Below are 24,190 nucleotides of genomic sequence, written 5' to 3'. Positions count from 1 at the left end.
ATCAACTCCAACCTATGAAACCTCTTTATCTATTTCTCATTTCAATAGTATTCTTAACAGCCTGCGATGAAGGTAGCGGAAAGAAGACGACCTACAAACCTGAATCGGTCGGAAATATCAATCATTTACAGGTAGTGGTATCCAACGAGCTTTGGGAAGGGCCTGTGGGCGAATCGATTCGTGAATACTTTGCGGCACCCACGGACGGGTTGCCACAAGATGAACCGCTCTTTTCCATGAATCAGATGGATCCATCAGTTTTTACTGGCTTTGCACGAAACAATAGAATTTTCCTGTTGGTTCAGAAAGGAGATAAAAATGCGGTTAAAATTGCGAAGAACGAATATGCTAGACCCCAAACAGGTGTTATTATCACGGGGGAAACAGAGGAAGATATTGTCGAGCTTATTGAAATGAAGCAAGAAAAAATGATCGAATCGCTTAAGATGTCTGAAATAAAGGAACGTCAGAAGCGTACGAAGATCTCAGCCATGAAATTAGATTCGTTACGAGACTATTTTGGAGTTCGCTTAAGTGTTCCTTCCGCATATAAAGTAGCTCATTCGGGAGAAGATTTTTATTGGCTACGGAAGCGATTAGAAAGTGGGACTACCAATGTCCTTGTCTATGAAGTACCCTTAAATACCATTGGTAAGGATAGCGCGGTAATTGGCGATATTATTAGAGTGCGAGACTCTATCGGTGGCGGTTTGCTTCCGGTTGAAGATGACGGTCGATTCATCACAGAGGCAGCGTATGCTCCGTATTTATTCACCACAACTATCGATGATAAGTTTGCTTATGAAACCAAGGGAACATGGGAAGTAAAAGGACAATGGATGGCAGGACCTTTTGTGAACTATGCGGTTCGCGACGAGAAGAACGATCGCTATCTAATTTTAGAAGGCTTCACCTATGCTCCTTCTGTTGAAAAAAGAGATTTACAATTTGAATTGGAATCTATATTGAAGTCGGCACAGATCGATTAGAACGCAAATTATACGAAACAAAAACGCCCGCTGTCACAGCGGGCGTTTTTCATATTTACTACTCTAAAAAAGGACTATTTATTGTCCTCAATTTTGTTGTTATCGTTTGATTCATCTTTCGATGCATCCTTAAACTCTTTGATCCCACTTCCTAACCCACGCATGAGTTCAGGAATTTTTCGGCCACCAAATAATAGCAGTACTACCAATACAATCAATACAATCTGCCAAGGGCCAATAGCTAAGGGTAATATAAATAGCGTGTTCATGCTGAAATAATTTATGGGGCAAAGGTAACAAGAATTCCTTAGATAAAACGTTTTCGAGTTAAGTTTAGCTACAACGGGAAATGGATTCCTGTATATTTGTATTTCGAAGCAAAAACGATGGCGGAAAAAGAAAAACGTAGTAGAAAAATCAAGCGGAAACTATTGCACAAGTATCGCTTGGTTGTTTTAAATGAAGATACCTTCGAAGAACGATTTTCTTTTAAGTTAAACCGTTTAAACGTCTTTGTTTTTACAGTTATTTCTGCAGTGCTCCTAATTGCAGGCACTACCCTGCTTATCGCCTTCACGCCACTCCGAGAATATATTCCTGGCTATTCCTCTACACGTTTGAAGAAGCGTGCCACCGATTTAACCTTTAAAGCAGACTCGCTACAGCAGAAACTTAACGTAAATGAACAATACCTTGCTTCGATACGAAAAGTGCTCACAGGCGACGTTAAAACGGTCGATTTCAATAAAGATTCTATACTTGAAGAGGCCAACCGCTCTATCCCCCCTGTCGATTTTGAACCGTCTAGTCAAGATTCCTTACTTCGGGAACGTGTTGCACAAGAAGAAAAGTATAATCCGTTAGTCACGGAACCTCCAGCCGATTTAGTGTTGTTTCCCCCTGTAAAGGGAAATATCAGCGATGGATATGACGCCCGCCAGAAGCATTTTGCCGTCGATATCGTAACTATCAAGGATGCGCCTGTAAAAGCCACTGCCGATGGTACCGTGGTATTTGCGGGATGGACTCCCGATACGGGCTATGTTCTAATTTTGGAACATAGTAACAACCTATTATCCGTTTATAAGCACAATTCAAAGCTTTCGAAAGAACAGGGCGAGTTGGTCAAAGCGGGTGAAGTAATCGCCACCACTGGAAATACAGGCGAATTGAGTACAGGACCTCATCTTCATTTCGAGCTTTGGCGCGACGGTTACCCCTTAAATCCAACTAACTTTATCGATTTCGACTAAATATGAGCACGAAGTCAATAGCCGCTAAAATATTCGCCAAGGCCGTCGTTAACCGAATCAATCGTTGGGCCAGCAGTCCTGAGAAAACACAACAGAAGGTTTTTAGAACCCTCATTGAAAAAGCGAAATACACTGAATTCGGAAAGGATCACGACTTTTCAACTATTAAAACCTATGCCGATTTTGCGGAAAAAGTTCCTGTTCGTGACTACGAGGAACTGAAATCTTATATCATGAAAGTGGTTGGAGGGCAATCTGATATTCTCTGGCCGGGAAAACCGCTTTATTTTGCCAAGACTTCAGGAACGACAAGCGGTGCCAAGTATATACCGCTTACAAAAGATTCGATGCCGCATCATGTTCGCGCTGCTCGTAATGCTATTCTATGTTACATCAATGAAACGGGGAACGCCGATTTTGTGGATGGTAAAATGATCTTTCTTCAGGGCAGTCCCGAAATGGGCGAAAAGAACGGCATCAAGACAGGACGCTTATCAGGTATTGTAGCCCATTATGTGCCTAGCTATCTACAGCGAAACAGAATGCCGAGTTGGGAAACCAATTGTATCGCGGATTGGGAAGCTAAGGTTGATGCCATCGTTTCGGAAACGAAAGATGAAAATATGACGGTCATAAGCGGGATTCCATCTTGGGTGCAGATGTACTTCGAACGCTTAAAAGCGACTACCGGAAAGGCTGTGGGTGATCTTTTTCCCAATTTTGAACTGTTCATCTATGGCGGTGTCAATTTTGAACCCTATCGTGCCAAATTTGAAAACCTTATCGGACGAAAAGTACCGAGTATAGAGCTGTTTCCCGCCAGTGAAGGGTTTTTCGCCTTTCAGGATAAACAAGACGCTAATGGAATGCTACTATTACTGAATTCAGGGATTTTTTACGAGTTTATTAAAGCAGACGAATTTTTTGACACCACACCAAAACGCCTTACGATCGGAGATGTTGAAATTGGAGTCAACTATGTAATGATTATCTCTACCGATGCTGGACTTTGGGGATACAACGTGGGCGATACTGTCCAATTTACGTCGCTTTCACCCTACAGAGTAATCGTTTCCGGTAGAATTAAGCACTTTATTTCAGCTTTTGGCGAACACGTTATCGGAAAGGAAGTAGAAGCCGCCATGCAAAAAGCGCTTGAAAAACACGACTTTTCCATTTCAGAATTTACTGTAGCACCCCAAACATCCCCTACCGTAGGAGAATTGCCCTATCATGAATGGTTAGTAGAATTTGAGCGCGTGCCTACCGATATGAAAGCTGTTTCTGAAACCTTGGACAAAGAGATGCAACAGCAAAATTCCTATTACTTCGATTTGATCGATGGGAAGATATTACAGCCATTGAAAGTAACGTCCCTTCCAAAAAATTCATTTCAAAAATATATGAAATCGCAAGGCAAATTAGGAGGTCAAAATAAGGTGCCGCGTCTCTCTAACGACCGTAAAATAGCAGAGGGACTCTTAAAACTTCGATAATATCGAACCGCTTCAAATAAATGTATCTTTGCATTCATGAGTTTAGTATACCATTCCCATAAACGAACACGGGCACAGGAGAGCACTAATGCTATCGAGCGCATGTATATTACCATGCGACATTTATTTATCCGTGGCTTCTATAAACCGATGGGTGTTTCGGGAGAAACCTTACGGGAAGCTTTATTAACGCTACGTCCAGAAATTTATGGATCCGTATCTGAAGATAAGATTGAACTTCAAGGATTGCTATACGTAATCGATCGTTTGCCGAATGGAATCGAAGAATGTCGCTACATCAACCTTACTAGCGATGAAGGATACAAGAATTCACATTTTGAAGCCATCATTCCCTCGAAAAGACGGCGAAATTGCTACCGTATTGATGCAGAACAGATGAATATAGAGGTCACTCGCGGCCGTTCTGAAATCTACGACATCCTTACCCACCTCACGTTTCTCTTTATCGAATCGCATAAAATAATGAAACAGGTACTTATCAATGAAAAGGGTTCTGTTATTCGCGATTGGATAAAGTTGGAAGCAGCTGTTGCCAATATTGATAAATTGACGCAAAAGGAGAAGGAAATCGCCTTAACTCATACGGCTAACTTCTTAGGGCGAACGTTCGAAGAGGTGAATGCTGTATATTCAAAGTTCGCAACCGATAAGAATCCACACCGCTTCCTTAACATCATCTATCATTTAGGAAAGCTTGCGATAGCTGAAGCTGTCAATAACGATAAACGGATAATCACTTTCAGCCCAGTGCTTCGGGAACGGCTAGGACACCATATTCACGGGGAACGCTGGGCACGTAATATTAAAGGGGTAATGGCGGGGCATGGCCTTTTGCAACGACCACTTCACATCATTAGTGCAAATATGCATAGTGTGATGAATACACTTTTTGCCCAACATGCCTTGGGGAAACAACATAAGAAGAAGTCGGAAATGGAACTGTTCGAAGCTCTAAGCAACACGGGAAATGGAGCGCTGCGAAACAAAGTGCAAAAACTGGCTTTAGACAATGGAATGATCTACATAGCCGATGAAAGTGGCACAAATATCAATGTTCAAGTTTTTGATGGTGCAAAATTTCCTGCGGAAGTGATTAAAAATCTTACAGGAAATACTGTGGGCGAAAAGAATGAAGCGCCGGTTTTGGTAGTAATGGACTATGCTTTTGGTGAACAGGCCTACGAAACGATGGACGAATTGTTGAAACCCTATAGAGATGCTCACGATCAAAAGCAGATGATGAATGTACATTCGGTATCCATCATGGGAAAAGCAGGTATTTTAGAAGGGGGAAAGGGCGATGTGATGATTCCGAGTGCCCATGTTTTTGAAGGAACCGCCGATAATTATCCATTCGAGAACGAGTTGAAGAAAGCGGATTTCGAAAAGGACGATTTAAATATCTGTGAAGGAACCATGATTACCGTATTGGGAACATCGCTTCAAAACAGAGATTTGCTGCGATTTTTCCACAAATCGACCTGGAATGTCATCGGATTGGAAATGGAAGGCGCGCACTACCAAAAAGCAATTCAGGCCGCCGCGGAAATTAGAGGTAGTATCAATAAGGATGTGAAGGTTCGATATGCATATTATGCTTCCGATAATCCATTGGAAACGGGTAGCACATTAGCATCGGGTGGATTGGGTACAAGTGGCGTGAAACCGACCTATAAAATCACTCAAAAACTGTTAAAACAGATTTTAGGATAATCTAAAAAAATATTTTGAAAAACGATAATATACTGATTACCGGAGGGGCAGGATTTATTGGGTCCAACTTTGTCATTTACTTCCTACAGAATACCGATGCCGAGGTTTTTGTATTGGATAAGTTGACGTATGCCGGAAATTTGGATAATTTGAAAGCGGTTTCCAACGAAAAAAGATTTCATTTTATCGAGGGCGATATCTGTGATGAAGCATTGGTGAAATCGCTTTTTGAGGAGCATCAATTCAACAAAGTAGTCCACTTTGCAGCCGAGAGCCATGTCGATAATAGTATTACGGGTCCGAAAGCCTTTGTAGAGACCAATATTGTTGGAACCTTCACACTACTTCAACAAGGCTATCGTACTTGGATGGAAGGTCCACATGAAAGTAAGGAAAGCTTTAAAAATGCTCGTTTTCTGCATATTTCAACCGATGAGGTATATGGAACGTTAGGAGAAACAGGACTTTTCACCGAAAAGACTCCATACGCACCCAACAGTCCGTACAGTGCTTCAAAAGCATCTTCCGATTTTTTGGTTAGAAGCTATTTTCACACCTACGGGCTACCGGTGGTAACAACGAACTGTAGTAACAACTACGGACCTTTTCAACATAAAGAAAAACTGATTCCAACCATTATCCGAAAAGCCATTTCAGGAGAACCTATTCCTATTTATGGCGATGGAAAGAATGTACGCGATTGGTTGTATGTGAAGGATCATTGCCGTGGTATTCACCTGGCGTTAGATAAGGGAATTGTAGGTGAAACCTATAATGTTGGCGGTCGTAATGAACGTGAAAACCTGTATATTGCTCACACGATTTGCGAGCTTTTGGATGAATTGAAACCGAAGAAGCAATCGTATAAAGAACAGATTACGTTTGTAAAGGATCGTCCCGGACACGATTTCAGGTATGCAATAGATGCTTCTAAGATTGAACAGGAATTAGGCTGGAAGGCCGAGGAAAACTTTGAGAGTGGTATTCGGAAGACGGTAACATGGTATTTGGAAAACCAAGATCGATTATGAAAGGAATCATTTTAGCAGGCGGATCAGGCACACGACTTCACCCCTTAACCTTGGCGGTGAGCAAGCAATTGATGCCGGTGTATGACAAACCGATGATCTATTATCCGCTTTCAACCTTGATGCATGCTGGGATTCAGGATATCTTAATTATTTCAACCCCAGAGGATCTTCCCTTATTTGAAAAATTGCTCGGCGATGGATCGCGCTATGGTTGTTCATTTCAGTATGCCGAACAGGCAGAACCCAATGGCTTGGCCGAAGCATTCATTATTGGAAAGGATTTTATAGGAAACGATAAAGTAGCGCTTATTTTGGGCGACAATATTTTCTATGGAAGCGGGTTAAAGGAATTGCTACAATCGAATAACGATCCTGATGGAGGCATTATCTATGCCTACCATGTTCACGACCCAGAACGATATGGTGTGGTAGCGTTTGATGAAGAAGGCAAAGCACTGTCTATAGAGGAAAAGCCGAAAAAACCCAAATCGAATTACGCGGTACCAGGAATTTACTTTTACGATAATAACGTAGTCGATATCGCTGCGAATATTAAACCCAGTGCTCGAGGTGAACTCGAAATAACTGATGTAAACAACGAATACTTAAAACGAGGGAAGTTACACGTGAGTATTCTAGATAAAGGCACGGCATGGCTAGACACCGGAACCTTTGCCTCTCTGATGCAAGCAGCACAGTTTGTGGAGGTTATTGAGGAGCGTCAAGGCCTTAAGATTGGCGCCATCGAAGAAGCGGCCTACGAAATGGGTTATATCTCAAAACAGCAACTACGGAAATTGGCGAAACCCTTACTGAAAAGCGGCTACGGGACCCATTTAATGCAATTGGATTAATGTTAGAACGAATAGATACTTCACTAAAAGACTGTTTTATAGTAAGGCCACGGGTTTTTGAAGACGATCGCGGTATTTTTTTCGAATCCTATAATCATAATCGCTTTAAGGAGGCTACTGGTTTGGATGTTGATTTTGTTCAGGACAATCAGTCGGTTTCTGGCTATGGTGTGTTGCGAGGGCTGCATTTTCAAGTAGGTGAAATGGCGCAAGCTAAGTTGGTACGTGTAATAAAAGGTAAAGTTTTGGATATCGTGGTAGATGTACGAAAGGAAAGTGAAAGTTTCGGTAAGCATTTCTCCATCATACTTGACGATGAAAAGCATGAACAGCTTTTTGTACCTAAAGGATTTGCGCATGGCTTTGTTACCTTGAGCAAGGAATCGATTTTTGCTTATAAATGTGACAACTACTACGACAAGGAATCGGAGCGAGGAATTATTTATAATGACGCAACCTTATCGCTCGATTGGCATCTTCCACATGAGACGTTACAATTATCTAAAAAAGACTTGCAATTACCTACTTTCCGGGAAGCGATACAATGAAACGAATTTTGGTGACAGGAGCATCGGGTCAGTTAGCCACGTGTATTCGTGATGCGGCTTCCGAGTTTCCCAACTTTATGATGGTTTTTCAAGACCGTTCGGGATTGGATATTACGAAATACGCTGAAGTAGAGGCTTACTTCAAAACTCATGACTTCGATTATTGTATCAATACGGCAGCGTATACGAATGTTGAAGAAGCGGAAAAGCAATCTGATGTAGCTTTTTCAGTGAATGCCGATGGTGCGCGAAATGTAGCCGATGCCTGTAATGAACATGACGTTACCATGATTCATATTTCCACTGACTATGTTTTTGATGGAAAAAAGGGAAGTCCGTATCGCGAGAGCGATGCGACAGCACCTATTAATATTTATGGGGCTTCTAAGTTACAGGGTGAAGAGCATGTGAGGGCCTCTTGTCCGAGCCATTATATTTTTCGGACGTCATGGCTGTATTCGCAATACGGTCATAACTTTCTCAAATCGATGTTACGATTAGGGGCTGAAAAAAAGGAATTAACCATCACTACAGAACAAACAGGATGCCCGACGAATGCAAACGATTTAGCGAAGGCAATACTTCTAACGATTGATAGCAACGACCATGGATATGGAACGTATCACTATAGTAATGAAGGGGAAGCCACGTGGTTTGACTTTGCTAAGTCCATATTTGAAACGACTGGACAAATAGATAAAATTTTGTTAAATAAAACCGACCATTATCCTACATTTGCGCAACGGCCCGTTTACAGTGTCTTGAATTGTGAAAAGATACAAAACGCGCTTTCAATTAAAATGGTTGATTGGAAGGATGCTTTACAAACGGTATTGCAAGTACTATAAAAATTGAATAAAGACCTTAAATAAAATATGTATGAATAATACAGAACATAATCCAAGTGAGGAAGTAGACTTGGGATATCTCTTTCGAAAAGTAGGCGACTTTTTTAAGAGTATCGTAGTAGCTATCTTTTTGGTGATAGCATTTTTCAAAAAATATTGGATTCTAAGCGTAGCGATTCTAATTATCGGGTTTGGAGTAGGGTATTATTTAGATGTAAGTAAAAGAAATGTCTATAACAATACTATTATTGTTATCCCCAATTTTGAAAGCGTTGATTATCTCTATGAATCTATCGATGAGTTAAACAGTAAAATAATACTAAACGATTCGGTTTTTCTAAAAGATATTATGGGTCAAAACTTCAGAGACCTTTTAGCTATTGAAGCAGAACCCATTCCTGATATATACAACTTTCTATCAAAATCTGAGGAATATATCGAGGCCTTTAGAATTTTATATCAGAACCAGGAACTAGAAGAATTTCTAGAAGGTATTCCTACAAGTAAAAATTATAAGTATCATAAACTTAACTTCACGATTATTGGTCAAAAATCAGATATTATTACAAATAAAATATTTGATTATTTAAACAAAAACGATCATTTTATTCGGTATAAAGAAGCATATCAACAAAATACTGAACTACAGATAGTGGAAAACGAAAAGCTATTGGCTCAAATAGATTCTATCGTGAATGCTACTACTAGAGAAAGTACGGGTGTAGATCAATTGATTAATGTAAATGATGGTAGATTAGACATGTTGCTATCGCGCAAACAAGAGTTCCTAGACCAATTATTGAAGCTGGAGAAAATGAAGCGTGACCAAGATGCTGTTATTAAGGTCGTTAGTGCTAATTATAATGTGATTGATACGGAAGCTTTTCGTTTGAGCAATAAGATTAAAATTCCTATTCTGCTACTATTTCTTTTCTCAATGGTTTTCTTCGCGCGATATGTATACAAAGGAATGAAATCGATCGCCGAAAAACACTGATTATGGTAAATAAGAGTGGCATAATTATGCAAGTGAGAAATGGGTCTACTCGTTTGCCTCAAAAGATGACACGACCGCTGTATGAGGGTAAAGGTATTTTTGAATTGCTGCTCGAGCGCATGATTTCATATTTCGAGTCCGTCCCAATAATCGTTGCTACTACGACCAATGAAAACGATACCGCTATCGCTGATATAGCAGAATCAAAAGGTGTTATGTTGTATCGTGGATCGGAAAACGATGTTTTGGATCGTTTTATTAATGCCGCTGAAGCATTTGACATCGATAACGTAATTCGTATATGCGCCGACAATCCATTGCTCGATATGCAGCGGTTAGAACTTATGATAAAGGCTTCCGAATTGGCAGCAGTAGACTATTGGTGTTATGCCACTAGTGATGGGTTGCCAACTATTAAAACAGGATATGGATTTTGGGGTGAAGCGGTTACGAAAGAAACATTGAAGTGCGTTTGGCGAAAAACGGATGATACCCTTTATCGGGAACATGTTACTAATTTTATCTATACCCATCCTGAGGAATTTAAAATACATTATGAAGTAATTGACCCCGAAGTGGAGCAACATTCCAATATAAGATTAACTGTAGATACCGCTAACGATTTCAACTTGATGAAGGAAATCTATGCTGAAATCCAAAAAGAAAATATTCCTATTCAAACCAAACCCTTGGTGGAAATGATTGCAAAGTATCCAAAATGGAGAAGAACTATGAATCTTGAAATGCAGAAAAATTTAAAATGAAGAAAGAAACCTATATTATTGGAGAAATTGGACAAAATCATAATGGTTCTGTCGATATCGCCAAGCTTATAACAGAACTGGTTACAAAACCCGTACAGGAAAATTTATTCAATTTGGATTTAAATCCGATGAATGCAGTAAAGCTTACCAAAAGAGATTTGAACGAAGAGCTTTCTGCCAGTCAAATGAACAATCCGTATAATTCACCAAATAGTTTCGGAAAGACATATGGAGAACACAGGGCCTATTTAGAGTTGTCGGATCAAGAGCATTTCGAGATATATAAGCATGCAAAGAGTTTAGGATTGGAGTTTGTTGAAACGCTTTGTTCTCCAGGATGTACCAGCTTATTAAAATATTTTGAGCCCGATTTCTTGAAGGTAGCAAGTCGAGACTTAACAAATATTCCTCTATTAGAAGCGATCTCCGAAACCGAAATTCCTATCATACTATCGACAGGGATGGCAAGCAAGAAAGAATTAGATGAAGCCCTAGAAACAATTACAAAGCGGCATCATAATATTTCAATCTTACATTGTGTTTCAGAATATCCTACGCACCCCGATCATCTCAATTTAAAAACGATACCCTATCTTAAAAAGCATTATCCAGATTATACTATCGGTTTTTCCGACCATACCATTGGAATTTCTGCTCCAGTAGTAGCGATAGGAATGGGGGCTGAAATTGTAGAGAAACATGTTACCATCGATCGTAGTATGAAGGGAACTGACCAAGCAGGTTCATTAGGGCCAGAGGGAGTTCGAAGAATGGTTCGCGATATCCGAATTGCCGAGCGATGGATGGGCAAAGAGGAAATGTTCATAGAACCGGGGGTAGCAGCTGCACGCACAAAATTAGAACGCTCCGTAGCTACAAAGAGGGACCTTTCACCTGGCGACATTATTGCTGAAGAAGATATTCACCTCTTAAGTCCAGGCGACGGAGTAAAATGGATAGATAGATCTGAACTTATAGGTAAAACGGTAACCAATGCTATTCCCAAAAACGAAATAATCTATCCAAAGTATGTCAAATAGTAGCCCAACATTGCCAAAATTGGTTTTAACAGATATCGACGGAGTTTGGACGGATGGAGGAATGTATTACGACCAACAGGGAAATGAATTGAAGAAGTTCCACACTTATGATAGTGCGGGAATTCTCTTTTGCCGACTTCACAATATTCCAACAGGTATTATTACAGGCGAAAAAACTGAAATCGTAGCGCGCAGAGGTGCCAAACTCAAAGTTGATTATTTGTTTCAGGGAATTTCTAACAAATTACAAGTAGTACAATCAATTTGTGACGAATTAAATATTCGATTAGATGATGTTGCCTATATAGGCGATGATTTAAATGATATTGAAGTGTTGAAAAAAGTGGGTGTCTCAGCATCACCCGCCTCAGCCCCTAAATATATACAGTCAATCGTTAAGCACGTTTTAGCTAAAAAAGGCGGCGAAGGTGTGTTTCGTGAATTTGTGGAATGGATATTAGATGAAAATGGGTTATTGGAAGAAACGATAAAGAAGCTCTAAGATAGGGTTAAAAATTATTCACTAAAACATATGCAACCACGACAACAGGCGCTTTCCCTTAATAAGGCTAGCTCGCTATTCTTTCGAATGTCGGCCATGGGGGCAAAGTTTTTGATCTTTACCTATCTTTCAAAGTATTTTATAGAAAGCACCTACGGAATTTATTCCCTTATCACCACTACAATCACAGTTTCAATTTTTGTATTAGGCTTCGATTTCTATAATTTTTCGATTCGGGATATTCTATTAAAAAAAGAAAATACTTCAGCAAAGGTTTTTACCGCTTTTGGTTTTTACCTTGGGGTGTACCTCATCTTCGTCCTTCTAGGATACTTTACCTTTAAGAATACCGACTATTTTTCACAATACACTGGTTATCTCCTTACGATATGTATAACAGAGCATTTTAATCAAGAGTTATATAGATTATCGTTAGCATTCAAAAAGGTTTTGGCGGCCAATACATTATTATTTATTCGAGTAGCTGGTTGGACGTCGATGGTACTTATCTTAATACTATTTTTTAAAAAACAGGTATCCCTAGGCGATATCCTAGGAATCTGGGCGTACTTCAATGTGGGAACAATTCTGTTAACCGCCCTAATATTTGGAAAGGCAATTCTCAATGAGTTTTCAAATTTAGCGTTTAAAAAGGATTGGTTGTGGAAGGGATTAAAGGTGAGTATGATTTTCTATGTGGCAACGATTGCATTGAAAGTAATAGAATATTCCAATCGTTATATAGTAGAAGGATTATTGGGAGAGGCTTCTGCCGGTATTTTTTCTTTCTACTCAAACATTTCAATGGTTATAGGTATCTATGTAAGTACTATTGTAGTTTCTTACGAATTACCAGATTTGATAGAAAGTTCAACAACGACTCAATTTGAAGGGAAGTTAAAACGCTTTAAAAGATTATTGGTACTTCATTCCGGTATTGCCTTTGCCGTAGTACTAATTGCTATCTATCCCGTATTACTGTGGCAAAATAAACCTTCCTTTATGGAGTATTGGCATTTGATTGTTTTATTGAACATCGCAACATTTTTAATGAATATATCTTTATTATACCATTCCTATCTTTATATTAAACATCGTGAGAAAAAATTGTTGGAAATCGTTCTGATTGGCAGTGGAATCAATCTAATCGCAACTTATTCATTGTGTTATTTTTTCGGAATTACTGGAGCTGGAATTGCATTTTTGGTAACGGGAATTGCCATCTTTGCGTTACGGAAAAGAGCCGTTAAACAACCTATTTGAACATGAACCATATTTTTGTAGCATTAGGACAGCACCACGTAAATAATTTCGAAACCTTACTTCGACATGAGCTTATTGAACAAGGCACCTACGTTTTAATGGCGGGTGCAGATGTATCTTATGATGAAACAATGTGGGACAGAATAGTAAATGCTTCCTGTTCTTTCAATAATACGGCGAAATCTAAGCTTAATCAGGTGGAAGCTATCAAAAATAAGATTCGAATCTATAAAGGTATGATAGGAGAAATATCAGATCTGAAATCAGAGCCGGTTACCGTCTATACTTCTTACATTGAAGATGTGTTGAGTAATTTTCTTTTCTTTAGTTTCGGCACTGAAAGAAAAGCGATAGTGGTAGAGGACGGTACTCTGAATTATTACGACCACTCACTTCAAAATATATCTTCTATTAAATTTTTTTTAAAGCAAGCCATAGCACGGCTTTATGGAATAAATTTTAAACGATATATTGGGCATTCGTCTGGAGCGGGGTATGATCATGTGAAAAAGCAATATATTACTTTTCCAGAATTTGCATTTATCGATAGGAATGCGGAACAGCTTCCGGTAGAGAAAATATCCGTAGCGCATTTTTCCGATACGTTATATATAATTGGTCAAGAATCGTATGGAAACCTTTTAGGACAAGCTTTTTTTGAAAGAGCATTGAAAACCTATCTTGAGACGTTACGGAAACAGGAATTTTATCCAGAACTCAATACGATATACTACAAACCACACCGAAATGGAAAGCAGCTGCCTAAATCATTTTTTACTTCTGTATTGACAGATAAGGTTTTTGAAATAGTGAGAACGCCCATGACCTCCGAAACACTTTATTTTGAAACGCTGCGTTCTAAGTACGTTGCGGCCTTCGACTCTAGCACACTTATTAATATTCGTGCGCGACTTTATGAAAAGAATTTATCGCAGGTACAATTTATTGTCAATCCTTTGAAAAACGACGAATTGATACCGTTATTTAAAAAATTGAACTTTAGTTTTATGTCGGAAAACGTAAATTAGAGATGGGTTTATTCGTCAATTTAATATTTGCATTCCTATTTATATACTTCACCTACTACTATGTGAAGAAAAGCTTTCTGTTATCATTTCTGTATGGACTTTTGTTTTTTCAAGCCTTTAGCATTATTCCTTCCCTAATCTACATAGAAGAGGGAGTCTATATCAATGAACAGGGGCGTTTCAGTTTTTTTACAGGAGCTACCATCCTTTGTGTGTCATATTTTATTATCACATTCATTCTGATTGCACTTTCCTTCAAAACCTTTAATAAGTATAAAATTCCAGTAGTTAAATTAAATTACAAGGGACATAACATTGAGTATACGCTTCTCATCTTAATGGTAGTTATTCCAATGGCATTATTAGTCTTAAACGCATTGTTATCCCCAATTCCATTAACCAATCCTACCATCAATCGCTTTAACTATTGGTCTACTTCAAAATTACCCTTCCTTAATAGTATTTTTGGAAATACCGCCATGTTTGTTCCCTTTGCGCTGGGGATATTATTTACGCGCTATAAGAAATTTTCCCTATTCATGCTATTGGTTTTTTACGGTTACAACTTTATGATTGGCCAAAAATTTTCTCCGATAGTGCAAGGAACATTCTCCTTTCTGCTACCAATAGTCTTTTACTACCGCGGTAATATAAAGAGCTACGTAAAACGCTACTTTGTAGTATTAATGTTGGTTGGGGCATCGCTAATTGGAATTATGTATGCGGTAACCTATAAGAAGTACGACGATACGCACCCTTTTGCCAACATTAAGATATACAACCCCAATGAGGCTATGCTATACCGTATTTTTGGGCTACAAGGCCATCTCTTATGGGGTGCAACCGATCGCTATGTAGCATCAAATGAAGAACCAAAATCATTTAACCCTGCAGATTTATTATACGGTATGCGATTAATGATGGACGAATTTGCTAAAGATAGGAACATGGTATTATATGCCAATCAAAAAGGAGGGTATAATTTTACTAATGCATATCCCGGAATTCTGTTTAAAATTTTTCCGGTTTCCCTAGCACTAGTCTTCCATACTTTTTTGACTATTGTTTTTCTAGCACTCATGGGGTGGATACTAAAAGAATTTATGATACATAAAGGATGGGTGATCTCCGTAATTATCTATCAGTTTTTTAATTGGATTCTTTATGCTTTTGTAATGGGGTATTTCTATAAACTATATTTCACCCTAGCCTTTTTGCTAGTATATGGTTTCTATGTGTATTACAGAAAAAAGAAAAATGATACGAACCACCAACCCATTCCTAGTCAAACTTCCTGAGTATAGCTTTTTGCTATTTTTTGCAGTATTGCCATTCTTGGATATATTTGCTCCAATAGCCTTAGCGATAGTGCTATTGTTTGGGTTGCTCTTTTCAACAAAATCAAGCTTTTTTAAACATTTTGCGAAGAATCCTGGCAGTCTCTTTCTAACGGTCTTTTTTGTACTTGCGCTTATTAGCTTATTGTACTCTACTCAATTGGATGAAAGCCAAAAAAAAATAGGGAAACTTGTCGTATTTTTTTTGATACCAATTGCTTTTTTGCTCGTTAATCCTAGCGCGAAACTTTTATTGCGAGCGCAAAAGATTTTCATTGGCTCCCTAATCTTATTCTGTATCATATCCCTAATTTCGTTAGGATACAATTATATCGCTAATTACGAAATTAGTCATTGGTATAATTTTGTGCAGACTTCAATGTACCATAAATACATGCCCGAGGATGCCATGTATCTTAATACAGGATTAGTCTTGGTGCTATTTGGAAATTTTAACAAAAACGTAAAGGTATTCGTTGCATTCCTGTTTCTTACAGTAATTGTTCTTTTTGGCGTACGTCTCGGTTTACTCGTTTTCGGGTTGATAATAAGTGTTTATTTCTTGATGAACTATAAATCGTTTCTTACCCTACGTTCATTGCTTATTTTCCTAGTAGGGCTAGCACTAGCATTTATATTTGTTCAGCAAAGTCGCTATGCTCGGGATAAACTATTCGACACGCTTGAAAAGATAGGGATTACTACTGGTGACCAGGTTTCCGAAATAGGAGAAGAATATCATAATATAAGCCTTCGGGAGAAAATGTGGTCTTCATCGCTATACCTTGTACAAAAAAGACCACTAATTGGGTATGGCGCGGGTACCGAAAAAAGCGAGCTTACGAGTGTTTATAAGGAACGTGGATACAATATGGATAAATCGTTTAATGCCCATTCGCAATACCTATCTGTTATGCTACAATACGGTATGTTTGGTCTACTATGGCTAGGTGCCGTATTCTTATTTTTTATTTATAAATCCATTCAAAGTAAAGATATAATTGCACTGCTTATAACCTTGGTAATGGCACTTTCTATGGTGACGGAAAGCTACCTCGAACTACAACAAGGCATCTTTTATTTTTGTAGTTTTATAATGTTTTTGTCCTTTCGCCTTAAACTTAAAAAAGAGTTGCTTGCTATTTAATTCACTTCTGTTCTTATTTGCGTTCTTACCTATTGTACTAATAGGGTATAATTTGTTGAAAAATACTGCCGCAAAGAATATTTTTCTCTGTATAAGCAGCCTGATATTTTATGCTTGGGGAGAGGCTATGTTGGTTTTTTTGATGATTGGTTCAATTATCATGAATTACGTATTTGGCCGTCTTATATATGGAAGTAACAAAATGAAACCAAGAGTAGCGTTAAGTTTAGGCATAATAGCTAATCTTGGAATTCTCATCTACTTTAAGTATGCCTATTTTATAGCAGAAAATTTAACCATAATAGGATTAGAGGCCACAATCACTGAAGGATCCATTATACTGCCAATAGGTATATCATTCTACACATTTCAAAGTATTTCATACCTCATTGATGTATATCGAAAAACCGTTCCTGCACAAAAAAATCTCATTAGGCTGGGGTTATATATTTCACTTTTCCCCCAACTAATTGCGGGACCAATTGTTCGATATGAAAATATTCATAAGGAAATTATAGGTAGAACCGTTAGCAGACAATTATTTGTAAGTGGTATTCTGAAATTTATCCGTGGTTTAACGAAAAAAGTCGTAATTGCCAATACCGCTGCATTGATAGCCGATACGGTATTCGGTTTGCCCACAGAAGAAATAGGCATGAAAGTGGCGTGGGTTGGAATACTCTGTTATACAATTCAAATTTATTTCGACTTTTCCGGATATTCCGATATGGCTATAGGGTTAGGGCGAATGTTCGGTTTTCATATAAAAGAAAACTTTTTGCATCCCTATAAATCGAAATCGATTCAAGAATTTTGGCGACGATGGCATGTCTCCCTTTCAACTTGGTTTCGTGACTATCTTTATATTCCTCTTGGTGGGAATAGGGTTTCAAAAATGCGTCTATACGCAAATTTGATACTAGTTTTTTTTATAACTGGATTGTGGCATGGAGCCAGTTGGAGTTTTATCGTTTGGGGATTGTTTCACGGCATATTTTTGTTACTCGAGAGAAACTATTCGATATCATTGCCAAACGGATTTCAGTGGTTGCGAAATATCTATTTATTACTGGTAGTAATCGTCGGATGGGTGTTCTTTAGAGCAGAGAATCTGTCGTATGCCATAGACTTTTTAGGAATAATGGTTACAGGGGGTGAAGGTGCCAATAGTTATCCATTGTTTTATATAAATAATTATTCAATACTAATATTGCTTACAGGGGTACTCTTTTCTTTTCCCATTAGAGAAAAAATCATTGATTATTTACAAAAAAAAGTGGCTCGCGTAGAGGTACGAAGTATGGTTAGCTATTCTTTTCATTTAGGTCTATTGCTATATAGTGCTTTAGAGGTAGTGCAATCTAATTATAACCCCTTTATTTATTTTAGATTCTAAGAATGGTAACACAAGATAATATTCAAAATTTTTTTATTGGAATCTTCGCTTCCATTCTAATAGTTCCTTCAGTACTATTTTTGGTATTGAAGAAAGAAGGAAAAACAAAAGAAAACAGAATTTTAGCAGAGGCGCCCGACTTCGCCTTCAATAAAACGTATTCCCAGGAATTTGAAGCGTATTATAATGACCACTTTCCTTTCCGTAATTATGTAATAAAACTTAACTCCCTACTTAAGTCCGAAGTTTTTAAAGTATCAGTCAATCCGAGTAAGGTTCAATATGGAAAAGACGGTTTTCTTTTTCTGAATACAAAAGATGCCTACAATAGTTATGTCCATAAAGAAACATTGGGTGAAAAAGAATTGAACCGGTTTGCAGATTCAATCGTGAGACGAAAAAAAGCACTTGCCGATAAAGGTATTGCATATTATTACGGATATTTTCCTAACAAACATGAGATATACAGCGAATTTATGAATGACGCCATGCATGACGGCATCCTTGATCGTATGTCATTGGCAGAACAAATAGAAAGGGCTTTAGACAAAAGAGGGATAGCTTTCTTCAACCCGAAGGAAAATCTGCTAAAACTTAAAGATTCGGTAGATTTATATCTGAAATTGGATTCGCATTGGAATAATACAGGAGCTTACCATACCTATGTTCATTTTTTTGAAACATATCCCGAAATCGGGATTGAACCGTTACGACAAAATCAGTTCAATATTCGGTATGTCCACCAAAGATTCGGAGATTTAACACGGCTTCTTGGTGTCGATTCCATCTCTGGATATCATGAGAAGCGGCCTTTGTATGAACTCAGGAATAAATCGATTATGTTTACAAAAGAGGATGTAAGCAATCTACCACCGCTCGCTATTCGTAATACCAATGAAAATGGTATAAACAAAAGAATACTTTTTTTCGGCGATTCATATAGTCATCCTCTTTCCGAGTTCTTTTCCTATCATTTCAAGGAGGCTATCTTTCTTCGGGATGAATACAATCAAGAAATGGTCGACGAATTAAAACCTGACATTGTAGTCGAGCTTTCCGTAGAACGATTTCTTCACAATGATTTATAAGCAACCAAGCCGTTTTTCGATAAGTTTTGAAAGGCATACATCAATTACCGAAAAATTAGTCTGTAAAGGCTTGGTGTTTTTTATCTTTGCTTTCAATCAATAAATTCAATTTTGAAAACTAAAATTGTCCATATCTTACACGCGGTAGGTGGTGTAGAGGTCTCGCTTCGTCTTATTTTAGGAAATATAAATCCTGATGCTTTTGAATCGGTCGTAATTCATGGCACCAATGATACTGATAAGCCATTTTTGGACAATAATGGAATAGGTGTTAAAGCCTATCAAGCGCCTATTTTTCGAGATGTTAATCCTCTACATGATGTCAAGGCAATTTCGAAAGTAGCAGCATACGTAAAAAAGGAAAACCCGGACCTGATTCATGCCCATAGCGCAAAAGGAGGCGTAATTGCCAAAATTGTTGGGGCGCAACTAAAGATCCCAGTGGTTCATACACCACAAGCATATTCTTTTCTTAGTACTCAAAATAGGATAAAACGATCGCTGTTCTTACAGGTTGAAAAAGGTCTTTCCCGATTTAACAATGCAATATTAGCCAGTTCGAACTCGGAATTAAACAGAGCTAAAAATGAAGTAGGGTATAAACCTGAACGGCTATACCTTTTTAACAACGCTATTAATCCGATAAAGCATGCCTCCGATCTTTCCATCGAAAAAACATGGCCCGATGAATACATCTGCTCTGTCGGCCGGCCTTCTTTTCAAAAGAACATAGAGTTAATGATAGATGTAATGGATAAACTTCGGCAAAAAAAGCCGAGTATACATCTTGTCCTCATGGGAGTCGGTTTTCACGCTCCAAACTTGGAAAGCGTTACCTCAAAGATTGATGCCTTAGGACTGGAAAACAATATTACGTTGTTGGAATGGACAGACCGACAGGATATCTTCCATATTATTCATGCATCACAACTTTATATCTCTACCGCCCGCTACGAAGGATTGCCATACTCCATTATTGAAGCGCTAGCCCTAGGAAAGGCATGCGTCGTAACGGATGCTGATGGAAATCGTGACTTAATCCGCGATGATTATAATGGCTTTGTTATACATAATGAAGATGTGAATGCATTTTCAGATATGGTAATGACTTTATTGCAAGATGAGGGTATCCGAACACGTTTCGAAAATGCCTCTTTGCAACGTTTCAATAGTGAATTCAACATTGAAAATACGATTGGTAATCTGGAAAAAATCTATCTAGAGGAAATACAAAAAAACAAGAAACCATAAGTTTTATGTGGATATTTCATACCTTTCCAGCTATCAGCTGCAGTAGCTTGTTTCTATGAAAATCATTCTCTCTTCTATATACCCCTACGCCTTTTTACTACTGTATTTAATCCTTCCTTTCGACAACTACATTCGTGCGTTGCCAAATATGCTTATGATTGGTATGGCCGCTACATTCCCATTTGTGGTCCAAAAATCGGATTTCCAAAAAATCAAAACGCCGCAGTTCTTTCTTTTTGTAGCCTTCGTAGTGTTTTTACTGCTAAATGCCATAATGAAGGATCAATTTATGGCAGATTTCAACATTATAAAAAAGATACTTATTGTACTTGGGCTTGTCGTACTATATATACCGGTAAGAGATACAGAAAAAGTGGAAAATGGAATTATTTTCTCTGCATTAGGGTCAATTTTGTTTTCCCTCATTAATATCACAATAGTTATAAATACAAGTGGAGGTATAGAGGCCATGAGTTTTCCTAAGCTTATTGAAGCGTTGCTCATCGATAGATTGTACTTAGGGTTAATTTGCGTGATAAGTATTCTGATTTCTTTCAAATCTATAGAGAAATCGTTTCAACCAAAAAATAAATATCATTTAGCAAATATCTTTCTGAACCTTCTTTTTTTGTTGCTAGTGGTGTCCAAAATCGCATTGGTCACCCTTTTTGTGGTTCTCTTGTTTGGATTGCTCTATAAAAGTCCGAAGCGATGGTTGTTAGGAGGTATTCTTATAACGATGGGTATTATAGTTTTAACTGTCTATCTCACAGGCTTAACGAAAGCCATGGAAGGACCTAGGGCGCCAACATCTCAAGAGAATGAGAATCCAACATTCCTTCAAAATACATTTACATGGGGCCTTAGAACAATTACTTGGAGCTGTGGTCTCGAAATCGCCAAAAGCAACGGAATATCGGTATTTGGATTAGGGGTTGAAGCGACAAGTAACCAATTAGTAGCGTGCTATGAAGATACTATTTCACCACCAGATAAAAAGGCTTTATTCGTTGAAAAGCGATACAATACGCATAATCAGTATTTAGACATTTATTTGACATTTGGATTAGTTGGGTCGTTATTATTTCTATTGTTTTTACTTACGGCGCTCTTTCGAAACAGAGCCTTTTTTTATCCCACGACGCTCTTATTGACCTTCATGGTTTTTTTGATGTTTGAAAACTTATTTCATAGGCAGATTGGATCTTATTATGTGGGGTATATCATGATAATAGCGCTGGCATTATACGATTCCATAAATATTAAAATAAAAGGTCGGTAAATCGTACATTTGCCAATCAATAATTCAAAAATTTGACATGAAAATTACAGTTATAGGAACTGGATATGTTGGCTTAGTTACAGGCACCTGTCTTGCGGAAACTGGTAATGAGGTAGTCTGCATAGATATAGACGAAGAAAAAGTGGATAAAATGAGAAAGGGAATCGTTCCCATCTATGAGCCTCATTTGGATGTTCTATTCGATCGAAATATTAAGGCGAATCGCCTATCCTTTTCGACTTCTTTTGAAGAGGGACTAAAACATGGTGAAATACTATTTCTGGCACTTCCTACTCCAGAAGGTGAAGATGGAAGCGCAGATCTTTCATACGTTTTGAAAGTTGCTCACGATATCGGTAAAAATATTGAAAGCTATAAGGTGATTGTCGATAAAAGTACTGTTCCCGTAGGAACGGCCGATAAAGTTAGAGAGGTTATTGCCGCCCATGCGAAATGCGACTTCGACGTGGTTTCAAATCCTGAATTCCTTCGAGAAGGATTTGCAGTCGACGATTTTCTAAAACCCGAGCGAATCGTTATTGGTTCGAGTAGCAAAAAAGCTATCCAACTTATGGAGAAGCTCTATAATCCTTATGTGCGATCTGGAAATCCAATTTTGATCATGGACGAAAAATCGGCGGAACTCACTAAATATGCAGCTAACTCATTTTTGGCCACCAAAATTACCTTCATGAATGAAATCGCAAACTACTGCGAAAAAGTTGGGGCCGATGTAGATAAAGTGCGCGTTGGAATGGGAACAGATAGTCGTATTGGAAAGCGATTCCTATTCCCTGGAATAGGATACGGAGGATCTTGTTTCCCAAAAGATGTGAAAGCACTTCAGAAGGCAGGCAAGGATGTTTCCTATACCTTTGAAATTCTCAATTCCGTAATTCAAGTTAATTCGGAGCAAAAAACAATTCTTCTTCCAAAAATCTCTACTTACTTTAAGGAAGACCTTTCTAATAAGACAATTGCCGTATGGGGGTTGGCTTTTAAGCCTGAAACGGATGATATTCGAGAAGCTCCCTCAATCGACATGATGGAGGGCTTACTTGAAAAAGGGGCCGTGCTAAAGGTTTTTGATCCCGAAGCCATGGAGAATATTGAAAAGAGATTTGGGGATGTCCTGTATTATGCCGATTCAATGTACGATGCCTTAGAAGATGCAGATGCACTTTTAATCTGTACGGAGTGGAGTATTTTTCGAACTCCAAACCTAACGAAGGTAAAAGAGCTTTTGAATCATCCCGTTGTGTTTGACGGGAGAAATCTGTATGATATTGATGAGATGGACCAAGAAGGGTTTACATATGTTTCCATCGGAAGGAAAAAAGTAGAAAAAGTATGAAAAAAAGGGTTTTAATTACAGGAGGTGCTGGCTTCCTTGGATCGCATTTATGCGATCGCTTTTTGAATGAAGGTTTCGAGGTTATCGCCATGGACAATTTGATTACAGGGGATTTAAAGAACATTCAACATCTTTTCGAGCGAGAAGACTTTCATTTCTATCACCACGATGTAACAAAATTTGTACACGTTGCTGGCAACATCGACTATATCTTACATTTTGCTTCACCAGCCAGTCCCATCGATTATTTGAAAATCCCAATTCAAACCTTGAAAGTAGGTTCTCTAGGCACCCATAATTTATTAGGCCTTGCAAAAGAGAAAAAGGCTAGAATTTTAATTGCTTCTACTTCTGAAGTATATGGCGATCCTTTAGTTCATCCGCAGAGTGAGGATTACTACGGTAATGTTAATACGATCGGACCAAGAGGTGTTTATGATGAAGCAAAGCGATTTCAAGAAAGTATGACCATGGCCTATCACCGTTTTCACGGATTGGAAACGAGAATTGCGCGAATATTTAATACCTATGGGCCTAGAATGCGCCTGAACGATGGTCGTGTAATTCCGGCATTCATAGGACAAGCGCTCCGAGGTGAAGACCTCACCGTTTTTGGCGATGGTAGTCAGACACGCTCATTTTGCTATGTCGACGATCAGGTGGAGGGATTGTTCCGCTTGTTAATGAGCGATTATTCCAATCCCGTAAATATTGGAAACCCAGATGAGATTTCAATACTGGATTTTGCGAAAGAGATAATCAAACTTACCGGAACCGATCAGAAGATTATCTTCAAACCGCTTCCAAAAGATGATCCTTTACAACGACAACCCAATATCGACCTTGCTAAAAAAGTAATGGGTTGGGAACCCAAGGTTTCTAGGGAGAAAGGTATGGAAGAAACCTATAAATACTTCCAATCACTTTCTAAAGAAGAATTGGAAAAAAGTGAGCATAAAGATTTTTCAAAACATATCAGATAGTACGA

23 protein-coding genes are annotated in these 24,190 nt (G+C 38.4%); 22 read left to right on the top strand and 1 reads right to left on the bottom strand.

Annotated elements, in window-relative coordinates; genetic code table 11:
- Positions 1-14 precede the first annotated feature (14 nt).
- Positions 15-989, top strand: coding sequence for a DUF4837 family protein (locus tag I4Q58_RS06720; RefSeq protein WP_203295093.1), 975 nt, complete (start codon positions 15-17; stop codon positions 987-989).
- Between the two features lie 74 nt (positions 990-1,063).
- Here the strand turns inward: I4Q58_RS06720 and tatA are convergent, their stop codons facing one another.
- Positions 1,064-1,258 (bottom strand): twin-arginine translocase TatA/TatE family subunit, encoded by a 195-nt coding sequence (tatA, locus tag I4Q58_RS06715; protein ID WP_203295091.1) that lies wholly within the window; start codon positions 1,256-1,258, stop codon positions 1,064-1,066.
- A 117-nt stretch (positions 1,259-1,375) separates the two neighbouring features.
- On the opposite strand from tatA, the gene I4Q58_RS06710 reads away from it, so the two are divergent.
- The 21 genes from I4Q58_RS06710 to I4Q58_RS06610 all read left to right on the top strand — a co-directional run bounded on the left by I4Q58_RS06710 (position 1,376) and on the right by I4Q58_RS06610 (position 24,185).
- The gene (locus I4Q58_RS06710; RefSeq protein ID WP_203295089.1) at positions 1,376-2,242 is read left to right on the top strand and encodes a M23 family metallopeptidase; all 867 of its coding nucleotides are present in this window, start codon (positions 1,376-1,378) and stop codon (positions 2,240-2,242) included.
- A gap of 2 nt (positions 2,243-2,244) precedes the next feature.
- A complete protein-coding gene (locus I4Q58_RS06705; RefSeq protein ID WP_203295087.1) occupies positions 2,245-3,738 on the top strand; it encodes a GH3 auxin-responsive promoter family protein in 1,494 nt (497 codons plus the stop codon).
- A 36-nt stretch (positions 3,739-3,774) separates the two neighbouring features.
- Positions 3,775-5,472, top strand: coding sequence for a DUF6909 family protein (locus I4Q58_RS06700; protein ID WP_203295085.1), 1,698 nt, complete (start codon positions 3,775-3,777; stop codon positions 5,470-5,472).
- A 14-nt stretch (positions 5,473-5,486) separates the two neighbouring features.
- Positions 5,487-6,503, top strand: a complete 1,017-nt coding sequence (gene rfbB, locus I4Q58_RS06695) for a dTDP-glucose 4,6-dehydratase (protein WP_203295083.1) — start codon at positions 5,487-5,489, stop codon at positions 6,501-6,503.
- The gene (rfbA, locus tag I4Q58_RS06690; protein ID WP_203295081.1) at positions 6,500-7,357 is read left to right on the top strand and encodes a glucose-1-phosphate thymidylyltransferase RfbA; all 858 of its coding nucleotides are present in this window, start codon (positions 6,500-6,502) and stop codon (positions 7,355-7,357) included. The genes rfbB and rfbA overlap by 4 nt, the downstream gene beginning before the upstream one ends.
- On the top strand, positions 7,357-7,905 hold the full coding sequence (gene rfbC, locus I4Q58_RS06685) for a dTDP-4-dehydrorhamnose 3,5-epimerase (RefSeq protein ID WP_203295079.1): 549 nt from the start codon (positions 7,357-7,359) through the stop codon (positions 7,903-7,905). The genes rfbA and rfbC overlap by 1 nt, the downstream gene beginning before the upstream one ends.
- Complete coding sequence (gene rfbD / locus I4Q58_RS06680) at positions 7,902-8,753, top strand: dTDP-4-dehydrorhamnose reductase (RefSeq protein ID WP_203295077.1); 852 nt, start codon at positions 7,902-7,904, stop codon at positions 8,751-8,753. Before rfbC ends, rfbD begins: the two co-directional genes overlap by 4 nt.
- A 31-nt stretch (positions 8,754-8,784) precedes the next feature.
- Positions 8,785-9,750 carry a hypothetical protein gene (locus I4Q58_RS06675; protein WP_203295075.1) on the top strand — a complete coding sequence of 322 codons (966 nt, stop codon included), beginning with the start codon at positions 8,785-8,787 and terminating at the stop codon, positions 9,748-9,750.
- 2 nt (positions 9,751-9,752) lie between these two features.
- Positions 9,753-10,514: a cytidylyltransferase domain-containing protein gene (locus tag I4Q58_RS06670; protein WP_203295073.1), complete on the top strand. Its 762-nt coding sequence runs from the start codon at positions 9,753-9,755 to the stop codon at positions 10,512-10,514.
- On the top strand, positions 10,511-11,554 hold the full coding sequence (locus I4Q58_RS06665) for an N-acetylneuraminate synthase family protein (protein WP_203295071.1): 1,044 nt from the start codon (positions 10,511-10,513) through the stop codon (positions 11,552-11,554). Before I4Q58_RS06670 ends, I4Q58_RS06665 begins: the two co-directional genes overlap by 4 nt.
- The gene (locus I4Q58_RS06660; protein ID WP_203295069.1) at positions 11,544-12,056 is read left to right on the top strand and encodes a KdsC family phosphatase; all 513 of its coding nucleotides are present in this window, start codon (positions 11,544-11,546) and stop codon (positions 12,054-12,056) included. The genes I4Q58_RS06665 and I4Q58_RS06660 overlap by 11 nt, the downstream gene beginning before the upstream one ends.
- A gap of 30 nt (positions 12,057-12,086) precedes the next feature.
- Positions 12,087-13,319: a lipopolysaccharide biosynthesis protein gene (locus I4Q58_RS06655; RefSeq protein ID WP_203295067.1), complete on the top strand. Its 1,233-nt coding sequence runs from the start codon at positions 12,087-12,089 to the stop codon at positions 13,317-13,319.
- Between the two features lie 2 nt (positions 13,320-13,321).
- Complete coding sequence (locus I4Q58_RS06650; RefSeq protein WP_203295065.1) at positions 13,322-14,347, top strand: polysialyltransferase family glycosyltransferase; 1,026 nt, start codon at positions 13,322-13,324, stop codon at positions 14,345-14,347.
- A 2-nt stretch (positions 14,348-14,349) separates the two neighbouring features.
- On the top strand, positions 14,350-15,645 hold the full coding sequence (locus tag I4Q58_RS06645) for a DUF6418 domain-containing protein (protein ID WP_203295063.1): 1,296 nt from the start codon (positions 14,350-14,352) through the stop codon (positions 15,643-15,645).
- Positions 15,605-16,831 carry an O-antigen ligase family protein gene (locus I4Q58_RS06640; RefSeq protein ID WP_203295061.1) on the top strand — a complete coding sequence of 409 codons (1,227 nt, stop codon included), beginning with the start codon at positions 15,605-15,607 and terminating at the stop codon, positions 16,829-16,831. The genes I4Q58_RS06645 and I4Q58_RS06640 overlap by 41 nt, the downstream gene beginning before the upstream one ends.
- A gap of 202 nt (positions 16,832-17,033) precedes the next feature.
- Positions 17,034-18,227, top strand: a complete 1,194-nt coding sequence (locus I4Q58_RS06635; RefSeq protein WP_203295059.1) for an MBOAT family O-acyltransferase — start codon at positions 17,034-17,036, stop codon at positions 18,225-18,227.
- Positions 18,228-18,229: 2 nt separating this feature from the next.
- The gene (locus tag I4Q58_RS06630) at positions 18,230-19,315 is read left to right on the top strand and encodes an alginate O-acetyltransferase AlgX-related protein (protein ID WP_203295057.1); all 1,086 of its coding nucleotides are present in this window, start codon (positions 18,230-18,232) and stop codon (positions 19,313-19,315) included.
- Between the two features lie 111 nt (positions 19,316-19,426).
- A complete protein-coding gene (locus I4Q58_RS06625; RefSeq protein ID WP_236002852.1) occupies positions 19,427-20,566 on the top strand; it encodes a glycosyltransferase in 1,140 nt (379 codons plus the stop codon).
- A gap of 55 nt (positions 20,567-20,621) precedes the next feature.
- Positions 20,622-21,848, top strand: a complete 1,227-nt coding sequence (locus tag I4Q58_RS06620) for an O-antigen ligase family protein (protein WP_203295055.1) — start codon at positions 20,622-20,624, stop codon at positions 21,846-21,848.
- Positions 21,849-21,885: 37 nt separating this feature from the next.
- Positions 21,886-23,202, top strand: coding sequence for a UDP-glucose dehydrogenase family protein (locus I4Q58_RS06615; protein ID WP_203295053.1), 1,317 nt, complete (start codon positions 21,886-21,888; stop codon positions 23,200-23,202).
- Complete coding sequence (locus tag I4Q58_RS06610) at positions 23,199-24,185, top strand: UDP-glucuronic acid decarboxylase family protein (protein ID WP_203295051.1); 987 nt, start codon at positions 23,199-23,201, stop codon at positions 24,183-24,185. Before I4Q58_RS06615 ends, I4Q58_RS06610 begins: the two co-directional genes overlap by 4 nt.
- Positions 24,186-24,190: the final 5 nt, after the last annotated feature.

It is taken from the genome of Luteirhabdus pelagi (genome assembly GCF_016827595.1).
GTDB classification, from domain to species: Bacteria; Bacteroidota; Bacteroidia; order Flavobacteriales; family Flavobacteriaceae; genus Luteirhabdus; species Luteirhabdus pelagi.
Note: the sequence above shows the minus strand (reverse complement) of the source record. Positions and strands in the feature narration are given on the sequence as shown.

Coding starts and splice junctions, on each gene's coding strand:
- I4Q58_RS06720 (WP_203295093.1), top strand. CDS start 15: ATGAAACCTCTTTATCTATTTCTCATTTCAATAGTATTCTTAACAGCC.
- tatA (WP_203295091.1), bottom strand. CDS start 1,258: ATGAACACGCTATTTATATTACCCTTAGCTATTGGCCCTTGGCAGATT.
- I4Q58_RS06710 (WP_203295089.1), top strand. CDS start 1,376: ATGGCGGAAAAAGAAAAACGTAGTAGAAAAATCAAGCGGAAACTATTG.
- I4Q58_RS06705 (WP_203295087.1), top strand. CDS start 2,245: ATGAGCACGAAGTCAATAGCCGCTAAAATATTCGCCAAGGCCGTCGTT.
- I4Q58_RS06700 (WP_203295085.1), top strand. CDS start 3,775: ATGAGTTTAGTATACCATTCCCATAAACGAACACGGGCACAGGAGAGC.
- rfbA (WP_203295081.1), top strand. CDS start 6,500: ATGAAAGGAATCATTTTAGCAGGCGGATCAGGCACACGACTTCACCCC.
- rfbC (WP_203295079.1), top strand. CDS start 7,357: ATGTTAGAACGAATAGATACTTCACTAAAAGACTGTTTTATAGTAAGG.
- rfbD (WP_203295077.1), top strand. CDS start 7,902: ATGAAACGAATTTTGGTGACAGGAGCATCGGGTCAGTTAGCCACGTGT.
- I4Q58_RS06675 (WP_203295075.1), top strand. CDS start 8,785: ATGAATAATACAGAACATAATCCAAGTGAGGAAGTAGACTTGGGATAT.
- I4Q58_RS06670 (WP_203295073.1), top strand. CDS start 9,753: ATGGTAAATAAGAGTGGCATAATTATGCAAGTGAGAAATGGGTCTACT.
- I4Q58_RS06665 (WP_203295071.1), top strand. CDS start 10,511: ATGAAGAAAGAAACCTATATTATTGGAGAAATTGGACAAAATCATAAT.
- I4Q58_RS06660 (WP_203295069.1), top strand. CDS start 11,544: ATGTCAAATAGTAGCCCAACATTGCCAAAATTGGTTTTAACAGATATC.
- I4Q58_RS06655 (WP_203295067.1), top strand. CDS start 12,087: ATGCAACCACGACAACAGGCGCTTTCCCTTAATAAGGCTAGCTCGCTA.
- I4Q58_RS06650 (WP_203295065.1), top strand. CDS start 13,322: ATGAACCATATTTTTGTAGCATTAGGACAGCACCACGTAAATAATTTC.
- I4Q58_RS06645 (WP_203295063.1), top strand. CDS start 14,350: ATGGGTTTATTCGTCAATTTAATATTTGCATTCCTATTTATATACTTC.
- I4Q58_RS06640 (WP_203295061.1), top strand. CDS start 15,605: ATGATACGAACCACCAACCCATTCCTAGTCAAACTTCCTGAGTATAGC.
- I4Q58_RS06635 (WP_203295059.1), top strand. CDS start 17,034: ATGAAACCAAGAGTAGCGTTAAGTTTAGGCATAATAGCTAATCTTGGA.
- I4Q58_RS06630 (WP_203295057.1), top strand. CDS start 18,230: ATGGTAACACAAGATAATATTCAAAATTTTTTTATTGGAATCTTCGCT.
- I4Q58_RS06620 (WP_203295055.1), top strand. CDS start 20,622: ATGAAAATCATTCTCTCTTCTATATACCCCTACGCCTTTTTACTACTG.
- I4Q58_RS06615 (WP_203295053.1), top strand. CDS start 21,886: ATGAAAATTACAGTTATAGGAACTGGATATGTTGGCTTAGTTACAGGC.
- I4Q58_RS06610 (WP_203295051.1), top strand. CDS start 23,199: ATGAAAAAAAGGGTTTTAATTACAGGAGGTGCTGGCTTCCTTGGATCG.